The 25431-nt window shown below is 67.0% G+C and carries 22 protein-coding genes and 1 pseudogene; 17 read left to right on the top strand and 6 right to left on the bottom strand.

Annotated features, from left to right (window positions below):
* The first annotated feature begins 311 nt into the window (after nucleotides 1-311).
* Together BM199_RS21375 and BM199_RS35225 are read left to right on the top strand one after the other, a co-directional pair.
* Nucleotides 312-1013, top strand: coding sequence for an NUDIX hydrolase (locus BM199_RS21375; RefSeq protein WP_091675059.1), 702 nt, complete (start codon nucleotides 312-314; stop codon nucleotides 1011-1013).
* Nucleotides 1014-1217: 204 nt separating this feature from the next.
* Nucleotides 1218-1592: pseudogene (locus BM199_RS35225) on the top strand (NUDIX domain-containing protein); the annotation flags it as partial.
* Between the two features lie 61 nt (nucleotides 1593-1653).
* On the opposite strand, the gene BM199_RS21365 reads toward BM199_RS35225, so the two are convergent.
* Nucleotides 1654-2385, bottom strand: a complete 732-nt coding sequence (locus BM199_RS21365) for an NUDIX hydrolase (protein ID WP_091675057.1) — start codon at nucleotides 2383-2385, stop codon at nucleotides 1654-1656.
* A 303-nt stretch (nucleotides 2386-2688) separates the two neighbouring features.
* Here BM199_RS21365 and BM199_RS21360 point away from each other — a divergent pair, with 303 nt between their 5' ends.
* The 3 genes from BM199_RS21360 (at nucleotide 2689) to ilvA (ending at nucleotide 7089) form a co-directional block, all read left to right on the top strand.
* Nucleotides 2689-3594, top strand: a complete 906-nt coding sequence (locus tag BM199_RS21360; protein WP_091675056.1) for a 5'-methylthioadenosine/S-adenosylhomocysteine nucleosidase family protein — start codon at nucleotides 2689-2691, stop codon at nucleotides 3592-3594.
* Nucleotides 3591-5663, top strand: a complete 2073-nt coding sequence (locus BM199_RS21355) for a hypothetical protein (protein WP_091675055.1) — start codon at nucleotides 3591-3593, stop codon at nucleotides 5661-5663. The genes BM199_RS21360 and BM199_RS21355 overlap by 4 nt, the downstream gene beginning before the upstream one ends.
* 187 nt (nucleotides 5664-5850) lie before the next feature.
* A complete protein-coding gene (gene ilvA, locus BM199_RS21350) occupies nucleotides 5851-7089 on the top strand; it encodes a threonine ammonia-lyase IlvA (RefSeq protein ID WP_091675137.1) in 1239 nt (412 codons plus the stop codon).
* Here ilvA and BM199_RS21345 read toward each other — a convergent pair.
* Nucleotides 7073-7816 carry an NAD(P)-dependent oxidoreductase gene (locus BM199_RS21345; protein WP_245788500.1) on the bottom strand — a complete coding sequence of 248 codons (744 nt, stop codon included), beginning with the start codon at nucleotides 7814-7816 and terminating at the stop codon, nucleotides 7073-7075. The two genes, ilvA and BM199_RS21345, sit on opposite strands and share 17 nt — an antisense overlap.
* Before the next feature lie 89 nt (nucleotides 7817-7905).
* Here BM199_RS21345 and BM199_RS21340 point away from each other — a divergent pair, with 89 nt between their 5' ends.
* On the top strand, nucleotides 7906-8601 hold the full coding sequence (locus tag BM199_RS21340; RefSeq protein ID WP_245788499.1) for a TetR/AcrR family transcriptional regulator: 696 nt from the start codon (nucleotides 7906-7908) through the stop codon (nucleotides 8599-8601).
* Here BM199_RS21340 and BM199_RS21335 read toward each other — a convergent pair.
* Together BM199_RS21335 and BM199_RS21330 are read right to left on the bottom strand one after the other, a co-directional pair.
* Nucleotides 8555-9679 carry a winged helix DNA-binding domain-containing protein gene (locus tag BM199_RS21335; protein WP_091675054.1) on the bottom strand — a complete coding sequence of 375 codons (1125 nt, stop codon included), beginning with the start codon at nucleotides 9677-9679 and terminating at the stop codon, nucleotides 8555-8557. The genes BM199_RS21340 and BM199_RS21335 overlap by 47 nt on opposite strands.
* 38 nt (nucleotides 9680-9717) lie before the next feature.
* Nucleotides 9718-10170, bottom strand: coding sequence for a MarR family winged helix-turn-helix transcriptional regulator (locus BM199_RS21330; protein WP_091675053.1), 453 nt, complete (start codon nucleotides 10168-10170; stop codon nucleotides 9718-9720).
* Nucleotides 10171-10255: 85 nt separating this feature from the next.
* On the opposite strand from BM199_RS21330, the gene BM199_RS21325 reads away from it, so the two are divergent.
* The 11 genes from BM199_RS21325 (at nucleotide 10256) to BM199_RS21275 (ending at nucleotide 24101) form a co-directional block, all read left to right on the top strand.
* Nucleotides 10256-11332, top strand: a complete 1077-nt coding sequence (locus BM199_RS21325; protein WP_177242722.1) for an SDR family oxidoreductase — start codon at nucleotides 10256-10258, stop codon at nucleotides 11330-11332.
* A gap of 49 nt (nucleotides 11333-11381) precedes the next feature.
* On the top strand, nucleotides 11382-11852 hold the full coding sequence (locus tag BM199_RS21320; protein WP_091675051.1) for a DoxX family protein: 471 nt from the start codon (nucleotides 11382-11384) through the stop codon (nucleotides 11850-11852).
* Nucleotides 11849-12505, top strand: a complete 657-nt coding sequence (locus BM199_RS21315; RefSeq protein WP_091675050.1) for an intradiol ring-cleavage dioxygenase — start codon at nucleotides 11849-11851, stop codon at nucleotides 12503-12505. The genes BM199_RS21320 and BM199_RS21315 overlap by 4 nt, the downstream gene beginning before the upstream one ends.
* Nucleotides 12506-12727: 222 nt before the next feature.
* Nucleotides 12728-13744 (top strand): hypothetical protein, encoded by a 1017-nt coding sequence (locus BM199_RS21310; protein WP_245788498.1) that lies wholly within the window; start codon nucleotides 12728-12730, stop codon nucleotides 13742-13744.
* A 41-nt stretch (nucleotides 13745-13785) separates the two neighbouring features.
* Entirely contained in the window at nucleotides 13786-15900 is a 2115-nt protein-coding gene (locus BM199_RS21305; protein ID WP_091675049.1) for an AbfB domain-containing protein, read from the top strand.
* Between the two features lie 86 nt (nucleotides 15901-15986).
* Nucleotides 15987-20096: a polymorphic toxin-type HINT domain-containing protein gene (locus tag BM199_RS21300; protein ID WP_091675048.1), complete on the top strand. Its 4110-nt coding sequence runs from the start codon at nucleotides 15987-15989 to the stop codon at nucleotides 20094-20096.
* A 10-nt stretch (nucleotides 20097-20106) separates the two neighbouring features.
* Nucleotides 20107-20598, top strand: coding sequence for a hypothetical protein (locus BM199_RS21295; RefSeq protein WP_091675047.1), 492 nt, complete (start codon nucleotides 20107-20109; stop codon nucleotides 20596-20598).
* A gap of 153 nt (nucleotides 20599-20751) precedes the next feature.
* Nucleotides 20752-21087: a YciI family protein gene (locus tag BM199_RS21290; protein ID WP_091675046.1), complete on the top strand. Its 336-nt coding sequence runs from the start codon at nucleotides 20752-20754 to the stop codon at nucleotides 21085-21087.
* Complete coding sequence (locus tag BM199_RS21285) at nucleotides 21078-22301, top strand: RNA polymerase sigma factor (RefSeq protein ID WP_218160388.1); 1224 nt, start codon at nucleotides 21078-21080, stop codon at nucleotides 22299-22301. Before BM199_RS21290 ends, BM199_RS21285 begins: the two co-directional genes overlap by 10 nt.
* A 116-nt stretch (nucleotides 22302-22417) precedes the next feature.
* Nucleotides 22418-22912, top strand: a complete 495-nt coding sequence (locus BM199_RS21280) for an SRPBCC family protein (RefSeq protein ID WP_091675045.1) — start codon at nucleotides 22418-22420, stop codon at nucleotides 22910-22912.
* A 202-nt stretch (nucleotides 22913-23114) separates the two neighbouring features.
* Nucleotides 23115-24101 carry an MFS transporter gene (locus BM199_RS21275; RefSeq protein WP_218160387.1) on the top strand — a complete coding sequence of 329 codons (987 nt, stop codon included), beginning with the start codon at nucleotides 23115-23117 and terminating at the stop codon, nucleotides 24099-24101.
* A 244-nt stretch (nucleotides 24102-24345) separates the two neighbouring features.
* Here the strand turns inward: BM199_RS21275 and BM199_RS21270 are convergent, their stop codons facing one another.
* Both BM199_RS21270 and BM199_RS21265 read right to left on the bottom strand, forming a co-directional pair.
* Entirely contained in the window at nucleotides 24346-24582 is a 237-nt protein-coding gene (locus BM199_RS21270; RefSeq protein ID WP_245788497.1) for a hypothetical protein, read from the bottom strand.
* A 25-nt stretch (nucleotides 24583-24607) separates the two neighbouring features.
* Entirely contained in the window at nucleotides 24608-24934 is a 327-nt protein-coding gene (locus BM199_RS21265) for a DUF6247 family protein (RefSeq protein ID WP_091675043.1), read from the bottom strand.
* Nucleotides 24935-25431: the final 497 nt, after the last annotated feature.

Below are 25431 nucleotides of genomic sequence, written 5' to 3'. Positions count from 1 at the left end.
GCCGTTCCGGGCCGGTGGGCCGAACGGCGGACGCGCACCAGTTGAGGTATCTGTCCGTCGATTCCGTCCTCCTTTAGGGATGCCAAAGCTGACCGGGGGAACCCAGCGCACCGGTGACAGGCCGGGACTGCCGGCTGCGGATCGCCTATCACGGTGTCCCCGGCGAGCGGGTTCGATCCGCGCCGCGGACACGCACTGGGCTCTGACCAACCGCAACAGGAACCAGACCTACGTGGCCGAGAATCCCGAGGGGGCGGGCGAGCACATCACGTTCATGACGGCCTGTGACGCCACGAAGTAGTCTCACGGCCATGAGTCGAGCACGGCAGAGGGTCACGCTGACCGCGGATCTCGTGATCCTGACCATTCGGGACGAGCGGCTCTGTGTGCTGTTGGTGCGACGCGGGAACGAGCCGTTCGCGGGCAAGCTCGCGTTGCCCGGTGGTTTCCTCCGGGGCGAAGAGAGTCTCGACGAGACTGCGGCCAGGGAGTTGTCCGAGGAGACCGGCGTCGACGCCGGCGCACTGCACCTGCGTCAGGTCGCGGTCTACTCCGCGCCGGGCCGCGATCCCCGGAGCCCCCGAGTTGTCACCTGCGCCTATCTCGCCATCGCACCGGACCTGCCGCTCCCGAGGGCAGGCTCCGATGCGCAGTCGGCGGAATGGGTGCCCGTCGCCGAGGCGCAGCGTGCGGGTCTGGCGTTCGACCATGATCAGATTCTGCGAGATGCGCTGGAACTGGCTCGGGACGAACTCCAGTTCCGCACCGTCGCTACCGCCTTCTGTGACGAGGAGTTCACGATCGGCGAGCTGCGCGGAGTGTACGAGGTCGTCTGGGGGGTTGAGCTGGACAGGCCCAACTTCCATCGAAAAGTCAAAGACGCGAACGGGTTCATCGTGCCTACGGGGGGAAAGCGCTCCACTGCCAACGGGCGTCCCGCGGCCCTCTACCGGGCGGGACCTGCGACCACTTTGACGCCGCCAATGATGCGACCGCCGTCCGACGCTTCCTGACCGTTCGCGTAGTCGGCCGTGACGACGCCGAAAACCGCTCCAAGGCAGAACAGCAAGGCGGCCGCGCGGATCGCGAGTCGGAGTGAGCAACGGATCTCCATGGCTGCACCAACCGTTCTTGTCAGAAGGACAAATGGCTTCAGTAGGCCAAAATAGTCATCTTTCGGGGTTGATGTCAAGATGACAATAACCTAGCATGGGGTTATGTCGACCGAGGGAGCGTGGCTCATGCGAGGTAAACGCACGGCGGACGTGGTGCTATTCAGCAGGCAGGACGGGCTGCTGTCGGTTCTGGCGGTGGAGCGAGGGAAGGCGCCGTTCCGTGCGGCAATTGCGTTGCCTGGCGGTTTCGCGAATCCGGGGGAGCGTTCACGGGACGTCGCGCTACGGGAACTCGCCGAAGAGACAGGCCTGGTGTTCCCCCGAAATCGGCTGCGGCGCCTGGGTTGCTACAACGAACCCGGTCGTGACCCGCGAGGCAGGGTGGTCAGCGTGGCCTACCACGGGTATCTGCCCGGAGCGCCGGCAGTCGTCGGGCGAAGCGATGCCCGAGTGGCGCAATGGGTCGCTGTGTCCGACTTCCTGTCACCTGACGTCGTCATCGGATTCGATCACCGCAGAATTGTGTGTGACGCGATGTTCAGCAGGTTCGGTCGGCGGGTTTCGGTTTCGGCGGACGTAACATCGCCGGGTGCAGAAGGTGTGCCGGGCCCCGTCGGTAGAGCGCAGCGGGTCGCCCTCCCTGGCGTGTGGTCTGGGCTCCGGTCGGGACGAGGAAGTCTTCGATGCCCGTGACCTTGCGGTGGAAGTTGCGCGGATCCAGGTCTTCGCCCCAAACCGTTTCGTATACCTCGCGTAGTTCGGTCACCGTGAATTCAGGTCCGCAGAATGCGGCGGCCAGTGTCGTGTACTCGAGCTTGCTTCTGGCACGTTCCACTGCGTCCTCGACGATTGTTTTGTGGTCGAAAGCCAGTCGAGTCCGTGGCTCCAACACATTGTTCACGGCTGCCCAGTCCGCGGTCCGAGCGTCTCCACCCGCCGTGGGCGCCGACAGTCCGGGCACGAACGCCAGGTAACACACCGTGACCACGCGTTGACGGGGATCTCGATTGGGTTCCCCGTAAGTTCGAAGCTGCTCCAGGTGCAACTGGTCCGTGTCCAAGCCGGTCTCCTCGGCCAGTTCGCGAATGGCCGCGGCGTCGACGGCTTCCCGCGAGTTGTTCAGGAAGCCGCCTGGTAGAGCGCGCATGCCGAGATAGGGCTCGATGCCCCGCTCGACGAGCATGATCTGAAATGTGCCGTTGCGCACGGTGAATATCGCGAGATCCACCGCTACTGCGATCTCGGGGATCTTCCATGTGTCGTCAGGCATTTTCTTCGCTTTCGGTGACCGCTTGACTACCGCTGGCGGTCGTCTGTCCACTTTTCACACCATACCTTCCGGTACGGAGACGAGCTTGATCATCATTAATGTCAGGTTGACGAGAAGTCACCCGTTCGGTTACGGTCCTTTCCACTGCGGCGTCACCGCCCGTGCTTCCCTCTGAGTTCCACGCGGTAAGTGCTGTTCCTGCCGCAGCAGTTCGGCCTGGCTGTACCGCGGATTCGCCATCCGCTCATCTCCTCATGCAAATACGAGTGGGAACACTCACGACAGACGCGTTGGAGTTAGTCGATGATCGTGATACTGACCGCATTGCAGGTTGAACATCAGGCCGTGCTGGAACACATGACCGGCACCGAAGTGCACAGGCACGCTGCTGGAACGTTGTTCGACGTGGGATCTCTTGGCTGTCGGCCACATCGCAGGGTTGCGTTGGGTGTGACCGGTCCAGGGGCGCTCACCGCCGCTGCCCTGACCGAGCGAGCGTTCACGGAGTTCTCGCCGTCCGCGATGTTGTTCGTGGGCGTGGCGGGCGGTCTTCGTGACTGGCTGGAGATCGGGGACGTCGTCGTCGCGACCAAGGTTTACGCGTATCACGGCGGGCGCAGCGAAGATGACGAGTTCCTGGCCAGGCCACGTGCCTGGGAGGCGTCTCACGCGCTGGAGCAGGTGGCCAGAAGGCTGCCTCGCGACGATGCCTGGCGCTTCGTCGGTGGGGAGAGCATGGTGCCGCACGACGAGACGAGTGACAACGTGCCGAGCGTCCACTTCGAACCCGTCGCAGCGGGTGATGTCCTGCTGAACTCGAAGGTTTCGCCATTGGCGCAACAGATCCGGGGTGGTTACAACGACGCGATAGCCATTGAGATGGAAAGTTCGGGCTTCGCGCTGGCGGGCCATCTCAGCGGCAAGGTGCCGATGCTGACCGTCCGCGGCGTCAGCGACATGGCTGACGGCACCAAGGCGGCCACCGACCGGGAAGGTGGTCAGCGGGTCGCGGCACGCAACGCCGCAGCGTTCGCCGTCGCACTCGCTGCGGCACTGGAGGAAGAAACCGGCCGACAGGAGGAGAGATCGTCGTCGGTGCCTTCGAGTATACGAACCATCAACAAAGCAAGCGGAAACGCTCGCGTAGGCCAACAGGTCGGGATCAATCTCGGCGGGATCAGCACGAGCCAACTGGGAGAACACCGATGACTTTCACACCGGAGTCCGATGCGTTCCGCGGCTTCCCTCCGATGGACAACCAGAACGTGGCGTCCGAAGGCGCGTACGTCGAACAACAGGTGGGGGTGCAGTACGGCGACAGCACGTTCCATCACCACGAATCCGTCTACAATTTTCATCAGGGTGATTCACCTGAGCGCAAGCACGACGTCGGGTTGAACCACCTCGCGGGTGGGACCCCGCGCTTTGCCGAGAAGATCTTCGGCTCACTGCTGTGGGACGGGCACGCCACAACGGAGCGGGCCTACTACTATCTCCTGTCAGTGCTCAGTGACCGGTCGCTGCACGAGATCCACGGTGACCTGCTGACAGGCATTGTCGACGCTCGCAAGATTTGCTGCTCACTGCAACAGGATGGCTGGCGAAACGCGTTCGACATGGTGTGGCGGCTTCTGCGCTATATGCGGCATGAAGTCGACGACCGGCTGGACGGTGGCGGTCTGCAGGACGCTCTCGACGCGTTCGGCTCGTTGCCGGACGAACGGCAGTATGAGATCACTCGCCACCTGGACATGGTTCTCGGCGGTGTGATCCAGGAACGGCTCGAGGCCGCGCAGGCACATCACGTGGTGACCAAACGTATGCAGGTGAATCGCCGATCGCGGGCCTGGAAGTTCTTCGAACAGGATCCGGCCAGGCCGAGGCGGTTTGCTGCCCCCGCCAAGAAGGCGGAGCAGGGGGACTGGGGTAGGGCACTGGTTGGCGGCTTCTTTGTCTTGCTGGGCGTGGCCGCCCTGTTCGCCGGGCGGTTCTCCCCCGGTGTGGTGCTCGGTGTTCTGCTGCTCGCGGCAGGCGGGTACCTGGTGGTCGTTCACGGCAGTGCGCGGGAATCATTGACACTTCGCTATGCCGCAAAGCTGCGCGAGGTCAGTCCGCCCGCGCACCCGCTGGAAGCTCGCTCGCCCGGACACTGGGTGTCGACCGACTTCGTTCGGGAGGTTCACCGGCTGGTCGATGTGCGTTTCAGCGAGGCGCGGCCACACATCGCAGGCAACTGGCCTGCTTACACCGAGGGTGTTCGTGCGCATCTGAAGCGCCGATTCGTCGATCTGTACGGGAATGCCCAGGTCGTTCCAGGTGCGATCAGCTGGCTGATCCGCTGGCACGCGAGGCGGGTGGCCGCGGGGTGGACTTCGGAGGCCCTCTTCCAGTTTCGCTCGACACTTGCCTTGCCCGCTCGAACGAAGATCTTGTTCCGCGTTGGCGTCGGAATCGCGGTTGTAGGCCTGCTGGCCCTGTTGGGCGGAGACCAGGGTTCGGCGGCTGTGCTCATTGGAGCTGGCGGGTTCTTCGCGGCCAAGGGGACTGTTCGGGTACTCGGCCTTCGCAAGGCTGACGAAATCGGCCGGGCGGAGGCCGAACAACTCTTCAAGGAGGAGATGCGGGGATACGAGGAATGGTTGAAAGTTCTTGCGGATCGGCCTACTGACGCGGAAATGGCTCGGTGGCTGGCACTGGACAAGATCTATTTGAAGACAGACGTCGTCAAGCGCGCCGGACTGACGAGCCATGACCTCGTTGAGCATGTTGTGATGACCGAGGGGGCGAAGGATGCCATGCGCGCACGGGTGCCGCACGGTCCACCTCGGTATTCGTCCTACATGGTTCAAATCTTCCTGCTCACGAGCAGCGGTGTACGTGAGGCACGTGTCGAGCTGGACTTCCTGACGGGTGAAGCAAAAAACGAGCGGCGCAACCTGTTCCAGTACAACGCCTTGGCCTCCGCCACCGTGACGGAGAGCGGTATGCGTACTACCAAGGGGGAGGGGCCGCAGACAGAGGAGGTGGAACGGTTGCGAAGCCGGACCTTCCGTCTTTCGCTGGTCAACGGCCAGCACCTCACGGTGGTGGCGGAAAACTTCAGGAGCAAGTTCGACGATACGCTCGAGAACGAGTCGGAGTTGTTCCTGGTCGCGCTCCAGTCGTCGGGTATTGAAAGTGCGTTGCCGATTCTCGAATCGGTGGCAGCCGAGGGAGCGGAATGGATCACTCGCGAACAGGAACGTCGCAGACGCTGGTCGCGCGACTGGTCAGAGTGACGTCGAGGCCGTTCGGGTGGGCGTTGGCGTACTTTATGACCTCGCCCACCGGAAGCGATGCACAGTGGACGCTGCTCGCCCGGTAGACTACTGGGTCTTGCCCGAAATCAGGCGACTTTGTACCCGCGGTGTACACAAACGACAGGAGGACCCGACGGTGTCCGACAACACCACGCAGGCAACCGTGGTGAGCGCGGCGGACGTCGCTGCGGCCGCCGAGCGGTTCGCCGGGGTGATCCCGCCGAGTGAGTTGCAGCGCAACGAGCGGCTGTCACAGCGGTACGGGCTCGACGTCCGGCTCAAGCGCGAGGACCTCAATGCGGTCCGATCGTACAAGGGGCGTGGAGCCTACAACCTGATCAGCGGTCTCCCCGCCGAGCAGCGGAAACGCGGTGTGGTGTGCGCGAGCGCGGGCAACCATGGGCAGGGTGTCGCGTTCGCGTGCGCATCGCTGGGCGTCACGGCCCGGGTGTATCTGCCGAGAACGACACCGAGGCAGAAGCGCGACAGGGTCGCCCGCCTCGGTGGCAGGGATGTCCAGATCGTCGTGGAGGGTGAGACGTACGACGAGGCCGCCGCGGCCGCACGTGCTTACGCGGAGGTTTCCGGCACCACGTTGATCCCGGCCTTCGACGACCCGCGCACCATCGCCGGGCAGGGGACCGTGGTCAAGGAGGTCATCGAGCAGCTCGGGCACCCTCCGGACGCGATCGTCGTCCCGGTGGGTGGCGGCGGCCTGCTCGCCGGAACGCTGACCTGGCTGCGTGAAAGCAACCCCGGTGTGACGGTGATCGGGGCGGAACCCCATGGGGCCGCGAGCATGGCGCTCGCACTCGCGGAGGGACGGCCGACCCCGCTGGCGGAAGTGGATCCGTTCGTGGACGGTGCCGCTGTTCGCAAGGTCGGGCAGCACACCTACGCCGTCGCGGCGGACCGGAGGCCACGTCTGGTCGCCGTGCCGGAGGGGCAGATCTGCGTGGAGATGCTGGACCTCTACCAGTCGGACGGGATCATCAGCGAGCCCGCGGGAGCGCTGGCGTCGGCCGCCCTCGGGCTCGACCTCGGTCTGCCCGAGGGGGCGACCGTCGTGTGCATCCTCTCCGGTGGCAACAACGATGTGAGCCGCTACGCCGAGATCGTGGAGCGCGCACTCGTCTTCGAGGGCCGAAAGCACTACTTCCTGGTGGAGTTCCCACAGGAGCCGGGCGCGCTGCGCCGGTTCCTCGACGACGTGCTCGGTGCTGACGACGACATCACGCTCTTCGAGTACGTCAAGCGCAACAACCGCGAGACCGGCCCGGCCCTGGTCGGGATCGAACTGGGAGCGCCGGAGAACCTGGAGCCGATGCTCAAGCGGATGGATTCGGCCCCGCATCGCATCGAGAAGGTCTCGCCGGACAGTCCGCTGTTCACCTTTCTCGTGTAGCGCCCGGCCCGTTCGCCAGCGCGGAGGGTGTCCGGCAGCCGACGATGGCCGGGGCCTCGTGGATCAGTCCGTCGTCCACGAGCGCCTCCACCATGAACAGTGCGTAGTCGATCCGCCGGGTTGTGTTGCTTTCGAGGATCGGGTCACCGACGTGCCGGCTCCACACGGGTAGCCCCTGGCTCTCGCCCTCTTCGAGGTCGCTGCCGCGCACCACGGTCCAGCGCTTCTCACTGGCGAACACCCGTCGGCAGGCCTCTTCCTGGTCGCGGATGTCCAGGAGGCGGGTGAGGCGGCCCACCGCGCTGAAAACCTTGACCAGTGCGCGAAGCCTGAGTGAATACAGGTCCCTGCCGTCCCGGCTGATGTGCCACCCGCAGGAGAAAACCAGCCGCGCGTCCGCCGGTGCGTAGTCGAGCACTGCCTGCGCGGTCCCGGTCGAATAGCCGTGCACGCCCCAGGGGACCAGCACCGCCAGCACTCCGTCGCAACCTGCGACAGCCCGTCGGATCACTTCCCGATCGTTGGTTTGTCCGGGGAGGACAGTGATCCGGCCCGCGAACGCCTCCAGCTTCCCGGCACTCTTCTCCCGGCACACGGCCACGACTTCATAGCCCCGGTCCAGCGCGTGCTGGACCATGTAGCGCCCGAGCTTTCCCGAGGCCCCGATGATGCAGACCTTCAAGCGGCGCCGGTCGATGGCTTCATCTCGTCCTTCACGCATGCTCATGTCCTTCACCTGACAGAGCCTTACGAGTGTAAGGCAGAAGTGGAGGTTATCCTTACATGCGTAAGGCAGTCAACCCAGGGAGAGCACAGGTGACATCGAACCCGAAACGGCAGGCGCGGCCCCGTACCCCGTTGAGCAGGGACCGGGTCCTTTCCGGCGCGGTGCGCGTGGCGGACGAGCGCGGTGTCGCATCGGTGACCATGCGGAAGGTGGCCGAGGAGCTCGGCGTCGAGGCGATGTCGCTGTATCACCACGTGGCCAACAAGGACGAGATCCTCGACGGCATCGTCGACCTGATCTTCGGCGAGATCGAACTGCCTGACTCGGCGGCTGCGCGTCCGGTCGACTGGAAGGCCGCCATGCGCAGCCGGGCGTTCTCCGCCCGTGCTGTGCTCTCGCGTCACCCTTGGGCACTGGGATTGCTGGACTCCCGGCGCAACCCGGGGCCGGCGACGTTGCGTCATCACGACCGGGTGATCGGCTGCCTTCGGAGTGCTGGGTTCTCGATCGCGATGGCCGCACACGCGTTCTCGGCTCTCGACAGCTACATCTATGGCTTCGTTCTGCAGGAGTCGAGTCTGCCGTTCGACACCTCGGAGGAGGTCGAGGACATCGCGGAGTCGATCGCTTCCCGGATGCCTGCGGATGCGTACCCGCATCTGACCGAGATGATCACAGGCCACGCGCTGAAGCCGGGCTACGCGTACGGGGACGAGTTTTCGTTCGGGCTCGACCTGGTCATCGACGGGCTGGCGAGAATCCTCGACCGACTCCATGCTCCATGACCTCGACGCGCCGGTTGCTCGCGCTGTCGCCGAGTAGGTTGAGCAAGCTCTCTCCCTCGGCCACCACCGCGTCACGGTCCTGACGTGCCAGCGGGGACAACAGCGTGATCCGCAGCAGTGCGACGTCGCTCTTCGTCGAGACGGCCCAGGTGCCGGCGACCCGGCCGTCGACGAGCAAGAACCGGGCACCTTCGACGCTGAGCCCGCGGTGCTCGGTGTCGATGATCCGGCTCCGGTCGTCGTAGGCGAGAACGGCGTTGTCGAACGCGGGCAGGAAGCGTGGCGGTGCCGGGGTGTCCGGGTCGGGCAGCGGACCGTCCGGCACGTCCAGCAGTTCCCGCCCACGGGAGTCACGGAACGAGCGCAGCCGAGGCCGTAGCCGCTGCACGGCCTCGCGCAGTCCGCTCAGACCGGACCAGGCCCGGATGTCGGCGCTGGCAGCGGGTCCGTAGGCGGCGAGGTACCGCAGGATCAGCGTGTCCACCGCAGATGACGACTCCGGCCCAGGCGGGCTGCCCAACCAGGTCTCGATGGTGATGTTTTGTGCAGGCCCTTTCTTGCCCCAGACGCCGCGTGGTGGCACCTGCACGAGTGGCACCAGCGAGCTGAGCGCGTCGCCGAGATCGCGGGCAGTCGCGCCGGGCCAGCGGTCGACAAGGTCGCGCCCCGCGTCGGACACCGTGCGGGGTTGTTCCTGGAAGAGCGGTGTGCCCAAGCGGGCCAGTTCGTCGAGGTCAACCCCTGGCAGGCGGCGGCGTAGCGTGGACCACATCCGTGCGACCAGCAGCGACTGGTGCACCGGGCGCAGTAGGAGGCAGTCGCGGTCGGTGACCAGGTGCAGGGTGCGGCGCATCAGCAGTGTGCGGACGGCCCTGCGCTGCTCCAGCAACTCGACGAGTTCAGCGGGGTCGAACGCCGTCAAGCGGCTCCACAGGCCGACGTACGGCTCCAGCGGCTCCTGCGCCTGCAGTCCCACCAGGTGCTCGAGTGCGTCGAAGACCGGCATGGCTTGCCTGCGCAGCAACAACTGGCGTGCGAGTAGAGCTCGGTTGAGCGTTCGACTGTCAAGCACGGTCATGCACACACGTTAGCCATTCACGCAGGCCGATGTGGCAGTCAGCGAACGGCGTCGTTGGCGGCCAGCACCCGCTGGAGCAGGGCGATGAGGGTGGCCCGCTCAGTCTGGGAAAGCGCGTCGAGGAAGCCCTGCTGTGACTCGACGGCTATCGGTCGCAGTGTGTCCATGAGCGACCGGCCGGCCGGGGTGAGCGTGATGTTGTTGCGGCGTCGGTCGCTCGGGTCCTGTGCCCGGCTGACGAGGCCGCGGCGCACCAGGAGGTCGAGCCTGCCCACCAGGTGGCTCTTGTCGAAGTCGAGCGCATCCGCCAGCTCCTGCTGCGAAAGCGAGCCGAAGTCGTCGAGGGCGCTGAGGATGGCCTGGTGCCCGAGCAGCAGTTCGTGTTCCGCCAGCTCGGCCTCCAACTGGCGCCGGCCGAACTTCGACACCTGTGAAGCCAGGTAGGACGGCTGAGCCAGCAATGACGGCGGTCGGGGTGTCTTTTCGGCCATGGCCACACTGTAGCTTCACGCAAATAGTTGCAACATGCCACGGTAGGGATACGAAACTATTCAGTCATGCAACTACTTGGAGGTCGTGTTGATCATCGACAGCGAAGAGGCAGGTCCGGTGCCCGACACCGGGCCGAGCAACATCACTCGCCGAACCGTCATCGGCGGAATCGGCGCCCTTGGTGCCGCGGCTGTCCTGTCGACTGGTGCGGCGGCGGAGGAGGCGCACGCGCGGGACCCGAAGGGGGTGGACGGCAAGGTCGCACTGATCACCGGAACCAGCAGTGGTTTCGGCAGGCTCATCGCGCTCACGCTGGCGCGCACCGGCTACGAGGTCTACGCCTCGATGCGGCACCCACATCGGCAGAACGCGGCCCCCGCGGGTGTACTCCGGCGCGCTGCCCGCGGCGAGGGCCTTGCGCTGGAGGTCGTCGAGATCGACGTACGCGACGAGCGCTCGGTGGATTCGGGAGTGCGGCGCGTGCTTCGGCGCGCGGGCCACATCGACCTGCTGGTGAACAACGCCGGGATCTTCTATCCGGCACTGCTGGAGACGATGACCATCGAGCAGGTTCAGGAGGTGTTCGAGACCGATGTCTTCGGTCAGTTGCGGATGAACCGCGCTGTCCTGCCCGCGATGCGCAGCCAGGGTGAAGGACTGATCGTGCAGCTGACGTCCGGCGTCGGCCGGATCGCTTTTCCGTTCCAGGGCGCCTACAACGGAGCGAAGTGGGCGATGGAGGCGATGGCCGAGGTCAGCCGGTACGAGCTGTCGCAGAGCGGGGTGGACGTCGTCATCGTCGAACCGGGCGCGTACCCGACAGACCTGATCGACAACGCCAGGATTCTCTACCGAGACTATCTTCGCCGGCTTTCCCGGGATGACGCGCGTCGGCGTGCCGAGTACGGCGATCTCGCCGACCGGGTGGAGAACGAACTCCAGGAGCCGTCGGGCCCGGTTCCGCAGGAGGTGGCCGACGCCGTCGTCCGACTGGCACAGATGCCTGCCGGACGACGACCGCTGCGCACCCTCGTCGGCGCGGACACCGAACTGCTCACCGAGGTGAACGCGGTACATCAGCGAGTTCAGAACGAGATAATGGGCCTGGCCGGCTATGGAGACCTGATCGGCGTTCGGCCGTCAAGCGGCCCACGCGGCTGACGCAAGACCATCCTTTGTAGACAAGTTCATCTTCCATGTGGAGGTAGCCATGCGCGCTTCGGAACTGCTCACCAAGCGTCCCCCCGGCACACTCACCGACTGTGCCGTTCTCCTGTCCCGGCTGTCACTCGCCGTCGTCTTCTTCGCGCACGGCTTGGACGCTTTGCGGAATCTCGGGGTCTCCGGGGTTGTCGAAATGCAACGGGAATCGGGAATTCCGCTGCCGGAGATCGCCGGACCGTTCACCGTGTACGTCGAGTTGATCGGCGGCCCGCTACTCGCACTGGGGGGCCTCACCCGTCTTGTCGCCATGGCGCTTGCCGGTCTGATGCTCGGCGCGTTGTCGTTCATCCATGTGTCCTACGGGATCTTCGTGGAGAACGGTGGCTTCGAACTGGTACTCGTGCTGGCAGTGGCCTGTGTCGTGCTCGCCGTCACCGGTCCTGGTCGCTACAGTGTCGACGCCCTCGTCAGTCGGCTGGGACCGCGCGCCCCCGTTGCCGAGCGGGTGCGGGTATGAGCCGGACGAAGCCGAACCGCAGAACCGTGCTGGCCGCGATGGGACTCGGGTTGGCGACAGTGGGATGCGGCTCCACCGAAGCCCCGAACGGCCGACCGGTTCCGAGTTGTGTCCTGACGCCAGAGGGCACCGAGGGGCCGTATTACGTGGATACGGCGCTGGAGCGGCGCGATATTCGTGAGGGACGTCCTGGCGTACCGGTCGAACTGCGTGTCACGGTCGTCAACGCATCGTCCTGTGCTCCGCTACAGGACGCCGTGGTCGACATCTGGCATGCGGACGCGCACGGTGTCTACTCCGGAGTGCGGGATGGTGACGAAAGCCGATTCCTGCGGGGAATTCAGCACACTGACCAGGCCGGTGTCGCCACGTTTTCGACAGTCTTTCCCGGCTGGTACGACAACCGCACGGTCCACATTCACGTCAAGGTGCACCTCGGTGGCGACGAGATCCACACCGGCCAGCTGTACTTCGCGGAAGAGGTGATCGCCGCCGTCGCGGCGATCCCCCCTTACGTGGAACGAACCGAGGCGCGAATCGACAACGACGGTGATTTCCTGTTCCCCCGCGGCGGCCCGCGGTCGCTGCTCGCGCTGACCGGCGACCCGGTGAGCGGATACCTTGCCGAGATCACCATGGGCGTGACCACGTGAGATGAGCGGAGGAACGCCACCGTGGAAGTGAGATGGTGTCGCCGCGCGGTCCCGCCGATGCGATCGATGCGCTGAATGGCCCATTCTTCGCTCGCTCGCTTGTGCGAGGTTCAGCCGTTCCGCTAATTTCTCGGCAGGAGAGCTGGTTGTGCCGGCTCCTGGGGGAAACTGGGGAGGCCGATCTTGTCGGCGGTTAAACGGTTTGTGCTGTCCACTTTCTGTTTGTTCTTCGCTCTGGCCGGGGCCGTGGCGACACCTGCGGTCGCGGCGCCTGTCGCCGACGAGCCGTCCGCCGACTGGGTGTGGGTGCGCTACCTGGCCAGTGCTCACCCGTACAGCACGGTCCGGACGGCCGCGTGGTCGGCGCTGATCAGCAGCGCTCCCGACGCCGCCATCGATGCTTTCATCGACTCCGGCTACGACTACGCGGTGAGCCGGGCGCAGGAACGCCGGTCGCGCAATCTCGACTTCATCCGGCGGGTGTACGAGACGACCACGGCCGAGTACTCGCCCGAGGTGCACGCGGAAGCAGGGCGCCTGCTGGGACGCAATGCGACCGACTCCGAGCGCGAACTGTTCGTACGCAGTGGCTATGAAGACGCGCGGACACGGGACCGTGAATACCGCGATGCGGTGGGCGAGCAGGAACGGGCCCTGGTCCAGGCGGACTGGGATTATGTCCGGCTGCTGTCCACCGACGACCCGGGTGAACAGGTCCGGTTGTCGGCCTCCCACGCCGTCCGGGAGGGCGCGACCGAGGACGATCTGGTCGAGTTCTTCGCCTACGGATGGGCCACCGGCGCCCGGCTGGATCTGGAGGTCTTCCGGATGCGCCACGCGCACGACAACATGGCCTGGCGAGCGACGCTCACACGGCTCATCGCCGACGCGCAGGCCGCGGAGCAGGCAGCGCGCGAGGCGGGAGAGGAAGCCAAGGAGCAGGCCAAGACCACCGCTGTGCAGGCGTGGCGGCAGGTCGGCGAGCACACCGGGCCCGCTCGCTCGGGGTGGACCGACGCGGAGGAGTTCGCCCTGCGCCAGGCCGAGAACTGGCGTGCGGTGTTGGCCGCGGCGACGGCAGCGGAAGGCCCCAACTGGGCCGCGATCCTCGACCCAGCCGGCGAATCGGAGACGGCCTGGCTGGCCGAACGGAATGCCGCCGCCCAGCAGGCGGCCTACTGGGAGTCCGTGCTGCGGCAATCCAGGGAAGCTGAGCAGCGAGTTCAGAATCAGGCCTGAAAGCTGGGTCGATCGTTGGGAAGACACAGGGGATGTGAAGCATGTCTGTCTACAAAAGACGACTAGTTCGCGGTGTGACGGTGATGGCCGTCCTCGCGTGCCTGGCCGCGCCAGTCGTGGCGCACGCGGAGACACCGGAGGGGAGTCTGCCACCATCGTCGGCCACCGGGTTGGGTGAGCGGGCCACAGTGGGCGCACCCGTTGTCCCCCAGGAGGTTCCCGACCCGGCCACCACCTCGGTCCCCGAGTCGACCGAGGTGGAGAAGGTCCGTGCGGTCCGGGCGATCGAGGTCGGTGAAGCCACCGACGAGTGGCTGATGCTCAGTGACAAGAACTTCGTCTTCAAGGTCTACGACCGGATCAACCCGGACAAGTACCCGTTGACCAGAGCAGAGGCATACCGGGTCTACCGGATCGCGGTGGACGCGCCGGACGCGCCGGACGCGACCGCGTTCATTCGCACCGGTGTTCATGAATTCGTCGATCGCGACCACATCGAGTACGCCCGGCGCGTGGAGGAGGCCCGTCTCGCCAGGGAGGCCCGGCAGAAGGCGGCGGCCTTCGCCGAGATCCCGGCCGATGCCGCAATGCTGGACGGCAACGACCAGAACTTCGTCTACCAGGTTTGGCGGCGTTCGACCGGGCCCAAGGTGAGGGAGGGCGCGGCCACCGCGTGGGGCGGCGATGCGACCGCATGGAGGACCTTCATCACCACCACGATCTTCGACCTGCACCTGCAGGACCAGGCCGACGCGATCGAGAAGGCGCGCGAGGAGAGCGAAGAGAAGGCGCGCGAGCTGGCCGCCAAGCAGGCCAAGAAGAACGCCGCAGCGGTGCTCGCGATCGTGGCGCCCGAAGGCTGGCTGGTGCTGTCCGACGACGACTTCATCCGCCAGCTTCTGGCCACGCCGCAGCTGGCGGATCCGCGGCATGCCGAGGTCGCCGAGGCCGCGGACGCGGCCCTGCGCAGCACCGATCCGGTCGACTGGGCGACGTTCATCGGCACCGGCATCTACGCCGCCGACGATCGCGACGCCGCCAGGGAAAAGGCGGCGCGCGAGGAGGCCGACCGGCAGAAGGTGCGTGAGATCAAGGCGAAGGCGGAAGCAGGCCGGGTCCGCCCGCGTCTGGTGGCCGCCGCGAACGCCGCGCTGGCCGCCGGACCCGCCGCGGTGACGAAGTTCCTGTCCGAGACGCAGTACAGCGTGCTCGAACAGGCGCTGATGACCACGACGCCGTCGGTCAAGGGCTGGCACGTCCGCTCCGGCGGGGGCGACGCCTGGATCACCACCGGCACCCAGGGGACGGCGGGAGAGGCACCACTCGGCGAGGCTACCTGGAAGGTCGTGTCAGGCCTTGCCGACGCGAACTGCTACTCGTTCGAATCCGCCACTCGTGTGGGGAGTTACCTGCGCCAGCAGGACTACCGGGTCAAGTTGCATGCCAGCGACGGCAGCGACCAGTTCAAATTGGACGCCACGTGGTGCCCGCGTGCGGGCCTTTCGGGTTCCGACGTGTCGTTGGAGTCCAAGGCGTTGCCAGGCCGGTTCCTGCGACACTACGGCGCGGCGCTGTACGCGGCCAACGACAGCGGGAAGTTCACCTGGGACGGGAACGCCCATCTGTACAAGACGGACGCTTCCTGGAAGGTCGTCGGCCCTGACCCGGTTGTCACCACGAAGATCATGCTGCGCTGGTACAACGACGACAAGTGGCGGGCCTTCGTCGGCGACCCGAAGGCCACCGAGGTCGTTGACGGCGCCGTGCGGTACCGCGACTTCGCCAACTCGCGGGCGTACTGGAGCGAGGCGACCGGCGTGCACAACGTGTGGGGGCCGATCCTCACCAAGTACCGCTCGGTCGGCGGGCACAAGTGGCTGCTGCCGGTGAACGACTCGACAGGCACGCCGAACTCGCCAGGGGCGTTCAACCACTTCGAGCGCGGTGCGTCGATCTACTGGAGCGAGGCGACCGGCGCGCATTTGGTGTACGGCGCGATTCGCACCAAGTGGGAGTCGCTCGGCTGGGAACGGTCGTACCTCGGATTCCCGACCGCGGACGAGCACGCGGTGGGCAATCTGCGGCGTAGCACGTTCCAGCACGGCAACATCGACCACGATCCGGCGACGGGCCGGACGTGGGACTACCGCACCTGATCACGCACAGCCGAACCCACGGGCCCGGCACTCCACCATCCACGATGGGTGCCGGGCCCTTCCACTTCACTCCTGGGGGAGTTCGAATGAATTTCAGCGCTGTGCGTCGGGTCTGGGTGGCGCTGCTCGCGGTCGCGCTACTCGTGACATTGGTCCAGCAACCGACGGCTGGCCCGCGGCAGAACCTCGCCGCGGAGCTGGCCACCGCGCAGGACGATTCGGCGCCGCGGCCGATGCCACCGGATCCTTACGAGGAGTGGGACGGCACGACGGGAGTGCCCGACACCGGCGACCCGAGGCTCCGGCAGCTGGTGGCGGACAACGCGGAACTGGCCGAGGACGTCGAGGTTCGGGAAGCCGCCGCCGAGGCATTAAAGGGTGGCCGTGCCGAGATCCTTGCATTCCTCAACACCGGGCTGCGGGAGGCGCAGCAGCGGGCCGAAGCGCGCAAGGCGGAGACCGCGCGGCAGAACCTCGCGGCCATCGAGCCGTTGCGCGGAACCGGCGGGCCCTATCTGCGAGCCGAGGTCGACCGCGTGCTCGCGGGCAGTGATGTCGATCGGGCCCAGTTCCTGGCCTATGGCAAGGAAATCGCCGAGCAGCGCGATGCGGCGACGACACAGCGCGCGGAGGATCTGGCCGACCGGAACCGGGCCCGTGTGCAGATGCTGGTCGGTGCGGGTGGCCCCGAGGTCAAGCGCGCCGCCCAGGTCGCTCTCGACGCGGGAGATGCGGCGATCGCCCAGTTCCTCGCCACCGGCTACCTGGATGCCGCCAGAGCCGACGCCGCGGCGCGGGAACAGTTCCTGGCCGACGAACGCGCTCGCCAGGAGGCCGCCGAAAAGCTCTCCGAGCTGGCGCAGCGTTCCGCACGGGCGAACGAGGCGCGGCGCGTCCTGCTCATCGAGCACGGCGACGGCGTCAACGCGCTGCAGCGCTCGTCCAACGCGCTGATCCTGGCGGGCAACGAGGCCCGCAGGGCCGAGCAGATTCTCGCCGCGAACACCGCGGGCGGTCAGCACCCGCCGGACTCCTTCAACGCGGTCAAGGCAGAGGTCGCCCGCCAGCTGAGCAACGCGGGGGCCGCGGCCGCGGACGCGCGGCAGGCCGCGGTTCAGGCCCAGGTCCAAGCGGACGTGCTGGTCGACACCGGGATGCCGTACGGCACGCAGTGGGCGCAGATGGCACAGGGCATGGCCGCGGCCGCCGACGCCGCGGTGGCCGCCGTCCAGACCGCGTCGCACGCGATCGACGCGACCGCACACACCGACCAGGCGCGCAACGCGCAGGAGCGCGCGGAACGGCACGCCGAGCAGGCCCGCAAGTGGCGAACGCACGCCGAGGAGCATGCGGCGGCGGCAGCCGACCTTGCCGAGGCCGCGCGGATCCAAGCCGGCGCAGCCAAGGACGCGGCGGCGCGAACGAAGGCCGCTCGCCAAGCAGCCGAGGCCGCCGAGGCGGAAGCCTGGGCAGCTGCCGAACGTACCCGTCAGCACCGCGTCACCGCGGAGCGGGAAGCCGAGAAGGCCGCCGCGGCGCGGGCCGTGGCCGAACGTGAACGCGCCAATGCCGCCGCCGCGCGGCAGCGCGCCGAAAGCCAGGCCGCAGTGGCCCGCGCGGCCAGGGGAGAGGCCGACACGCAGGCGGCCATCGCCGCGAGCGCACGGCAGCGTGCCGAGGCCCAGGACGGGATCGCAGCCCAGGCCGAGACTAACGCGCGAGCCGAGGAGGGCAACGCCGCGGCTGCTCGCGACAGTGCCCACGCCGCCGAGCGCGCGCAGCGCGCCGCGGACGCCCGTGCCGCGGCCATGGACGCGATGGCCGCCGCCGGGCGCGGCACCGCGCACGAGGCGACCGCCCGCGACGCGGCGATCGCCGCCAGGGGCGACGCCACCACCGCGCGGACTGCCGCGGGCAACGCCCGTGCCGCGGCCAACACCGCGACCGGGGCAGCGGCGGGGGCACGCGGAGCCGCCACCGAGGCCACCCGTGCCGCGGCCCGCGCCCGTGCTGCCGCCGAGGAGGCTCGCGCCGCAGCCGCCCGCGCCAACGCCGCGGCGAACCAGGCCGAAGCCGAAGCCGCTGCCACCCATGCCGCGGCGCTGCGCGCCAACTCCGCCGCCGCGGATGCCACGGCGAACGAGGCCAAGGCCGCCGAGGCGGCACGGACCGCGCGCAATCTGGCGCAGCAGGCGGCGGCCGAGGCGATGCGGTCGTTCATGGCCGCCGAGCGGACGAAGGCCGAGGCGGACGCGGCTGCGTCCGAGGCGGTCGCGGCGGCCACCCAGGCGGACCTGGCGTTGCGCGCGTCGACCGCTGCCAGGGAATCGTCGAAGGCCATCACTGCTCCGGCGGACACCGCCGTCGTGGTGGTCGCACCGTTCACCGACGACGACATCGGCGCGGACTTCGTGCTGCTGGTGGCCGCCCAGGCCAGGCAGGTGGGTGCCGAACAGGCAGCTGCCGCCCAGCAGCGGGCCACGGAGGCGCTGGAAGCCGCTCGTCTGGCCCAGGAAGCGGCCGACCGTGCCGCAGCCGAGGTCAAACCCGCGTACGACGCGGCAGCGGCCGCGTCCGCGTCCTCGGCGGCGGCAGCCCGCTCTGCCGCCGAAGCACAGCAGGCAGCCGCGGAAGCAGCGGCCGATGGCGCCGCCGCCCGTGCCGCCGCTGCCCGAGCCAACCAGGCCGACGCCCAGGCACAGGAGGACGCGAGATTGGCCCGCCGGGCCGCGAACGCCGCGGCCCAGGACGCGGCGATCGCCGGCCGGTCGGCCGCTGCCGCCGAACAGGACGCTGCCGCCGCACGTTCCGCCGCGTCCGCTGCCGAGGCCGATGCCGCGGCGGCGCGCAACGCCGCCACCCGAGCGGAGAGCGACGCCACCGCGGCCGAAGCCGCCGCGGCCAGCGCCGAGCAGCACGCCATCGCAGCGGCGGAAGCGGCGAAGAACGCCTTCGCCAGTGCCGTCGAGGCGGGGAAGGCGGCGGATCGGGCCGAAGAGGCCGCACGCCAGGCCGAGCAGCAACGCCGCGCCGAGCAGGCGGCCAACTCGGGCGACGGCGCGGGCAAGGCGGAGTTGACGCCGGAAGAGGAAGAGCTGCTTCTCGCTGCGGGTGGGCAAGAGCTGCTTCAGCAGTACAAGGAGGCGATCGAGGCCGCCAACAAGGGCATTCTCGACTTCATCAAGGAGAACGGCGCCGACATCCTGCTCGAGCTGATCGGTGTCGAGGATGCGCGGAAATGCTTCGGCGAAGGCGACATCGTCAGTTGCTTGTGGACGGTCGTGAACGCGGGATCGCTGCTGTTGATATTGGCGAAGCTGCCCCAGGTTGGCGGTGCCATCGCCAAGGTGGCAGGCGGCATCGCCCGGTTTCTCGAGAAGAGCCAGACCGCGCGCAACCTGCTCAACCGGGTGGACAATCTCAGCGACTGCAACTGCTTTCCGGCAGGCGCGCCGGTCGCCACGAGTGCCGGGGCGAAGCCGATCGAGCAGGTCCAGGTTGGGGATCGGGTCTGGGCCCGCAGCACGACAACTGGCCAACCACAGCTGCGTCAGGTCGTCGGCCTGTTTTCCAAGAAGGCGGACGAGATCCTGACGATCACAGCGGGCGGTGTGGATATTCAGGTCACCCCTCAGCACCCGTTCTGGGCTGTGAACCGTGGTTGGGTGGAAGCTGGCGGGCTGAAACCGGGCGACCGGCTGGAGTCGTTGACCGGCGCGCGGCCGATGATCGAGCGGATCACCCGGTCGGCAGGACCTACCACGGTGTACAACTTCGAAGTCGAAGGCGACCACAACTACTACATCAGCGACGCCCAGTTGTTGGTGCACAATTGCCTCGTCAACACCGTGTACAAGTTCATGAAGGCCACGGATGACTTCTATCCGGGGACGAAGCTGCCGAGGAATTTCGAGTTCGAGTTGGAGAACGGCCTCAAGGTCTGGATGCATCCGAACGGCACCAAGCACATCGAGGAATTTCTCAACGGCAAGGCGGTACGCCCGGAGCTGAGGAATGTACAGATGCACTGGGAGCTGGGCACGTTGCGCAAGGCATTGTCCAAGGCGTATGAGAACGGGGCGCCCAAGTTCGACGAGATATTCGTCTCCGAGGGCTGGGAGCTCAAGATCGGCCCACCGCGGGAGGAAGGCATGCTGCCTGCGGTTTACCATGCGCGGTGGGTGGGCAAGAAGTAGAGGTGAAACGATGCCGGTGACCGTGACGGGGATATCCTCCGCGGCCGATCTGCTGGACGAGACGGACGACTATCTCCCGCTTTCGCTCAGGTTCGGCCCCGATGTCCAGGGCCTGTACTGCTACTTCGAGCAGCGCGACGGCGGCCCGAACGCGGGCTACATCGAGTTGAAGGTGGCTGCGGGAACAGGGGAAATCGCTGCGGTCGTCGTCGTCACGCGCCCCACGGTGACTGGGACGTTCCCCGAGGACGTTCCAGTGGTCGAGGGAATCGTCCGGCTGGAACTGGCCCGCTGGGCCGAGTTGGCGGAGGAGCCCGACCCACGAACCAACTTTGTCCGGGAACGCAGCCCGTTGAGTGTGTCCACCAAGAATGGCGCCGTGTACTACGGACTGGCTGATGTGGTGCCCGAGCGGATCGTTCGTTCGGGGTCCGCCGGGTTCGGGGTGGGTCCGAAGGGCGAACTGGCCGGTGTGATCGCCGGGTTAGCGGAGTCTCGGTAGAACGAGACCGACGGCCGAGACGGGTCGAAGAAGCAGGGCGTTCCCACGCGGTGATTCCGGGTGCTGGCTGGGCGCGCCGCCGTCTGCGACCCAGATGAGTTGATTCCCGCAGTGCCGATCACGCCTGCGCCGGTTCGGGCATCATGTGAGTCCATGAAGTACGTGTTCCTGATCTGTGACGACGAGAAGACGTCGCCGTCCATGGAGGAGATAAGGGCGGACCCGGCGTTCCAGGCGTACGACGCGGAGGTGGACCGGCGGGGAGGCACCCTCGGCGGCGCGCGGCTGCGGCCGGTGGCGGCCGCGACGACAGTCCGCGTCCGGGAGGGCGAGACGATGGTGTCCGACGGCCCGTTCGCGGAGACGAAGGACTTCGTGGGCGGTATCGACATCGTCGAGTGTGCCGATCTCGACGACGCGCTCGCGCTCGCGGCGCTGCACCCCTACGCGAGCCGGGGTTGTATCGAGGTCCGCCCCGTATGGGAGTGACCGCGCCGGAGACGGTTCGTGCCGCGGTCGACGCGGCGTATCGGGACGAGTGGGGCCAGGTGGTCGCCACGCTGATCGGGCTGACCGGGAACTGGGACCTGGCAGAGGACTGCGCGCAGGAGGCGTTCGCCGCCGCGTTGGCGAAGTGGACGCGCGACGGTGTTCCGTCCAGTCCGGGTGCGTGGCTCACGACCGCGGCCCGTCACCGGGCGATCGACCAGCTGCGGCGGGACACGAAGGGCGCGGCGAAGGTGCGGCAGCTCGCTGTGCTGGAGCGGGTGCCGATCGAGTCCACGTCGGAGGAGATTCCGGACGAGCGGCTGCGGCTGATCTTCACGTGCTGTCATCCGGCGCTGCCGTTCCAGGCCCGCGTCGCGCTCACGTTGCGCACGCTGGCGGGATTGAGCACGCGTGAGATCGCCAAGGCGTTCCTGACTGCCGAGCCGACCATGGCACAACGCCTGGTGCGTGCCAAGCGCAAGATCGTCGAGGCAGGGATCCCGTATCGGGTCCCACCCGCGGAGCTCCTGCCGCGCCGGCTGACCGCTGTCCTCGCGGTGCTGTACCTGATCTTCAACGAGGGCTACGACGAGCAGGACGGGCGCAGGGCGCTGGCCGCCGAGGGGATTCACCTGGCACGGACGCTCGTCCGGCTGATGCCCGGCGAGCCCGAGGTGCGCGGCCTGCTGGCGTTGATGTTGCTGCTGGAGGCCCGTCGTGCGAGTCGCACCGTCGACGGCGTCCTGGTCACGCTGGAGAACCAGGACCGGTCCCAGTGGGATCACGTGCTGATCGCCGAGGGGGTCGCGACACTCGACGAAGCACTGGCCACGCGGCGCTTCGGGCCGTACCAGGTGCAGGCCGCGATAGCCGCCTGTCACACCACCGCTCCGGACGCGGACGCCACCGACTGGCCCCAGATCGCCGCACTTTACGCCGAGCTCGCACGGCTGGCGCCGTCTCCCGTCGTGGACCTCAATCGCGCCGTGGCCGTAGCGATGGCTGAGGGCGTCTCCACGGGGCTCGCGCTCGTCGACGAGCTTGCCGAGTCCGGCCGGCTCGACGGCTACTACCTCCTGCCCGCCACCCGGGCCGATCTCCTCCGCAGGGACGGCCGCCTCACCGAGGCAGCCACGGCATACGAGGAGGCGCTGGAACTGGCGCCGACCGACGCCGAGCGGCGTTACCTGAAGGCACGTCTTTGTAGCCTCTGACCGGCTTGTTCACGTCTGTCGTAGATTTTTCTCGAGTTTCTTCAGCGTCGATGTCGATCGTGGGCGTTCTCCTTCGTCGGTGGGCAAATGCCGGCAAACGAGAGAAGTGAGAACCCATGTCGAACACCGAGTACCTGACCGCCACCATGACCGTCGACCGGACGCCGGAGGAGGTCTTCGAGGCCGTCACCAACGTGCGTGGGTGGTGGAGCGAGAACCTCATCGGCCATTCGGCCGCCCTGCACGATGAGTTCGTCTTCACCGACGACTGCGAGTACGCCGGTGAGACCGCCCTAGCAAAGAAGGGCATCCGTTTCGCCCGGTTTCAGCTCACCGAGGTCGTGCCGGGCAGGCGGATGGTGTGGCGCTGCGTGGACTCCCTGCTCACCTTCGTCGACGACCCCGACGAGTGGACCGGCACCACCGTCGTCTTCGACATCGGTGTCACGGAGCAGGGCACGACGGTGCATTTCACACATGAGGGCCTCTCCTCGGCCGAATCCGCCTGCTTCGAAGCGTGCTCGGCCGGCTGGACCTTCTACATCACCAAGAGCCTGCCGCAGCTGATCACCACCGGCGTCGGCCAGCCCATGCCGAGCTACCACCGCTGATCCGCCACGAGTCGAAGGGAAGCCCGCCATGAACTTCGTGCACACCGTCGCGCCCGGAAGGCGGCGCATACTCGCCAAAAGCTCGTGCTTGGCCTGGCATGCGCGGACCAGGCAATGGTGGACCTCGACATCGCCATCGTGAACGTGGCCCTGCCCTCGATCCAGCGAGACCTCGGCGTCAACCAAGGGACCGTGCAATGGGGTGGTCGTCGCCTACGGCCTGGTCACCGGCGGATTCCTCCTCGTCGGCGGCAGGATGACCGACCTGCTGGGACGACGCCGCGTCTTTCTCGCCGGCCTCAGCCTGTTCACCCCCGCGCCGCTCGTGGCGGGCCTGGCGCAGCACGGCGGCGTGCTGATCACCGCGCGCGGCCTCCAGGGACTGGACGGGGCACGCATCGCGCCGGCCGCACTGTCGCTGGTGGCCGCCACGTTCCGGGAGGGGCGGGAACGCAACCGGGCCTTCGGTATCTTCGCGTGTGGCCGTTCCAGGCGGCTCGACGTCGCGGAAGCGAGCGCGGTGACCGGTGCTCTGCTGACATCCGTCTACGCACTCCACCACGCCGCCACCCACGGATGGGCCTCGGTCTCCACCTTGGCGTGGTTTGTCGCGGCAGGCGTGCTGATGACCGCGTTCGTGTCGATCGAGAGGCGTTCACCCGCCCCGCTGGTGCCGGGAAAAATGCTCAGGAACCGCACACTCGTCGCAGTGAACCTCACCGCGTTGCTCGCCTTCGGTGTGTTCTTCTCGTTAATCTTCCTCGGGGCGCTGTTGATGCAGCAGGAACTCGGTTACTCGCCAAGGCAAACAGGTCTCGCATGGCTGGCCACGACATTGACCGAATTCGTGTCCGCATCCGCCGCAGGTCGCCCCACAGCCGTCATGAGCGTCCGGGGCATGCTGGCAACCGGTCTGACTCTGCTGGCCACCGCGATGGTGTGGCTCACCCAGGTCTCCGCCGACGGCAACTACCTCATCGGCCTGCTTCCGGCGTTCCTGCTCGCCGGAATCGGTTTCGGGCTCTGTGTCCCCGCGCTGCAAATCGGCGCGTTGTTCGGCGTCACCGTCGTCGCGACAGTCCTCGTCGCGGGAACGGGCCTCGACGGCTTCCACACCGCCTTCGCCGCCGTCGGTGTTCTCGCAGGTCTAGGGACAATCACAACGATGGTCGGCTTCAGGAAGAAGTAGCGACTCCCGTCCCGGGAGGTTGTAACCAAGCCTCTGACCTGCGTGCCCCCGGCAGGATTCGAACCTGCGACACCGCTTTATCGCGGAACGTCTGTCGTTGTCACCGACTGATGGGCAGTAGTACCTATGACCTGGCATGTTCGTTAGGGCAAACCGGTGACGATCACTCTCAAATGGCGTCATCTGTCGTCGATTAGGCAGGGAAAAGGGTGGGTTTGAGATGCCTGTCTGACGGATGGGCTGGCTATCCGAGCCAGGTTACGTTCAGCACGTCGACTCGGTCTTGATCGTCAAGGACCAGGTAGGTGATGAACCCACGGCCGTCGGCGATGTCGAGCTGCCGCATCCAGCTGTCCGGGGCGGCCTCGTTGTAGGGGCGGCCGTTCCACGGGGTCAGTTCAAGGACGCCCATCGCGTCGGCCAGTAGGGGCAACGTTTCGGCTGGAACGGTGCGGATCTGCGAGCGGACCTGCGGGTCCATCACGATGCGATAAGCCACAGGAAGGTCAGACGCCCAACTCAGCCCGTAGCTGCTTCCACTCGATCCCGTTCTCTGGCGGCTGCCCGGTGCGCAACGTCCGTTCGGCCTGCTGCAGCATCCTGCGGTGCCCGGCCGGGTCCGCCTGTGTCATCCGCGCGATGCGCCGCCAGTTGGCCAGCGTCGAATGCAGCGCTTCCAGGCTCAGCGTCTCCGCTGCCTCTCGGAGCGCCTGCTGATACGCCGCATCGAACGAGGGGACCTCTTCAGGCAACAGCGCAGCCCTGATCGCTCGGGGGGAGTCGAACTCCTCCCGGTCCGGGGGGCCATCGTGGTGCGATGCTGCCGCAGTCATGCCACCATGATAACCCTTCAAGGCCGATCGTGGTCAGCGGTGACTCTGCATCCTGCTCGGACGTGACCCAACGTCCCCTTAATCTTGTACAACCTTGACTAACCAGGCGTGCGGCCCGCGATTCTGTGTCTGACCTGCCCGATGTCATCCGTCGGGTGTGATCGTTTGTGATGGCTTGCTGTCGTGCCCAGTGGCATGTATTTGACACGCAGGCAGGTGCTCGGCTGCGATCTGCAACCGCAGGGTCGATTTCCGATCGATCTGTTTTGACGTCTGCCGAGGGTCTCGTTCACGCGCCACTAGCTGCACAAGTAGCGAAAGCAAACCTGCGATCGCGATGGCTGACCATGGTCTCCTGTAAGCTATTTCGGGCCGCAACTGGGCACTTGTGGCTGAGTATTCTTGTGTCCCCGCACTCCGTGGGCGTACAATATTTTGGCCGCCCTGGCGAGCCCTTTAGTTCCGTGTTGAGGGGTAGTTATCACGCTCGGCGGCTC

Source organism: Amycolatopsis marina, from assembly GCF_900111885.1.
Taxonomy (GTDB): Bacteria; Actinomycetota; Actinomycetes; order Mycobacteriales; family Pseudonocardiaceae; genus Amycolatopsis; species Amycolatopsis marina.
The sequence above is the reverse complement of the archived record's forward strand: the minus strand, read 5'-3'. Positions and strand labels throughout refer to the sequence as shown.

Coding starts and splice junctions, on each gene's coding strand:
- BM199_RS21375 (WP_091675059.1), top strand. CDS start 312: ATGAGTCGAGCACGGCAGAGGGTCACGCTGACCGCGGATCTCGTGATC.
- BM199_RS21345 (WP_245788500.1), bottom strand. CDS start 7,816: ATGAGCATGCGTGAAGGACGAGATGAAGCCATCGACCGGCGCCGCTTG.
- BM199_RS21330 (WP_091675053.1), bottom strand. CDS start 10,170: ATGGCCGAAAAGACACCCCGACCGCCGTCATTGCTGGCTCAGCCGTCC.
- BM199_RS21315 (WP_091675050.1), top strand. CDS start 11,849: ATGAGCCGGACGAAGCCGAACCGCAGAACCGTGCTGGCCGCGATGGGA.
- BM199_RS21265 (WP_091675043.1), bottom strand. CDS start 24,934: ATGACTGCGGCAGCATCGCACCACGATGGCCCCCCGGACCGGGAGGAG.
- BM199_RS21305 (WP_091675049.1), top strand. CDS start 13,786: ATGTCTGTCTACAAAAGACGACTAGTTCGCGGTGTGACGGTGATGGCC.
- BM199_RS21355 (WP_091675055.1), top strand. CDS start 3,591: ATGACTTTCACACCGGAGTCCGATGCGTTCCGCGGCTTCCCTCCGATG.
- BM199_RS21335 (WP_091675054.1), bottom strand. CDS start 9,679: ATGACCGTGCTTGACAGTCGAACGCTCAACCGAGCTCTACTCGCACGC.
- BM199_RS21365 (WP_091675057.1), bottom strand. CDS start 2,385: ATGCCTGACGACACATGGAAGATCCCCGAGATCGCAGTAGCGGTGGAT.
- BM199_RS21300 (WP_091675048.1), top strand. CDS start 15,987: ATGAATTTCAGCGCTGTGCGTCGGGTCTGGGTGGCGCTGCTCGCGGTC.
- BM199_RS21360 (WP_091675056.1), top strand. CDS start 2,689: ATGATCGTGATACTGACCGCATTGCAGGTTGAACATCAGGCCGTGCTG.
- BM199_RS21290 (WP_091675046.1), top strand. CDS start 20,752: ATGAAGTACGTGTTCCTGATCTGTGACGACGAGAAGACGTCGCCGTCC.
- BM199_RS21270 (WP_245788497.1), bottom strand. CDS start 24,582: ATGGACCCGCAGGTCCGCTCGCAGATCCGCACCGTTCCAGCCGAAACG.
- BM199_RS21285 (WP_218160388.1), top strand. CDS start 21,078: ATGGGAGTGACCGCGCCGGAGACGGTTCGTGCCGCGGTCGACGCGGCG.
- BM199_RS21295 (WP_091675047.1), top strand. CDS start 20,107: ATGCCGGTGACCGTGACGGGGATATCCTCCGCGGCCGATCTGCTGGAC.
- BM199_RS21280 (WP_091675045.1), top strand. CDS start 22,418: ATGTCGAACACCGAGTACCTGACCGCCACCATGACCGTCGACCGGACG.
- BM199_RS21320 (WP_091675051.1), top strand. CDS start 11,382: ATGCGCGCTTCGGAACTGCTCACCAAGCGTCCCCCCGGCACACTCACC.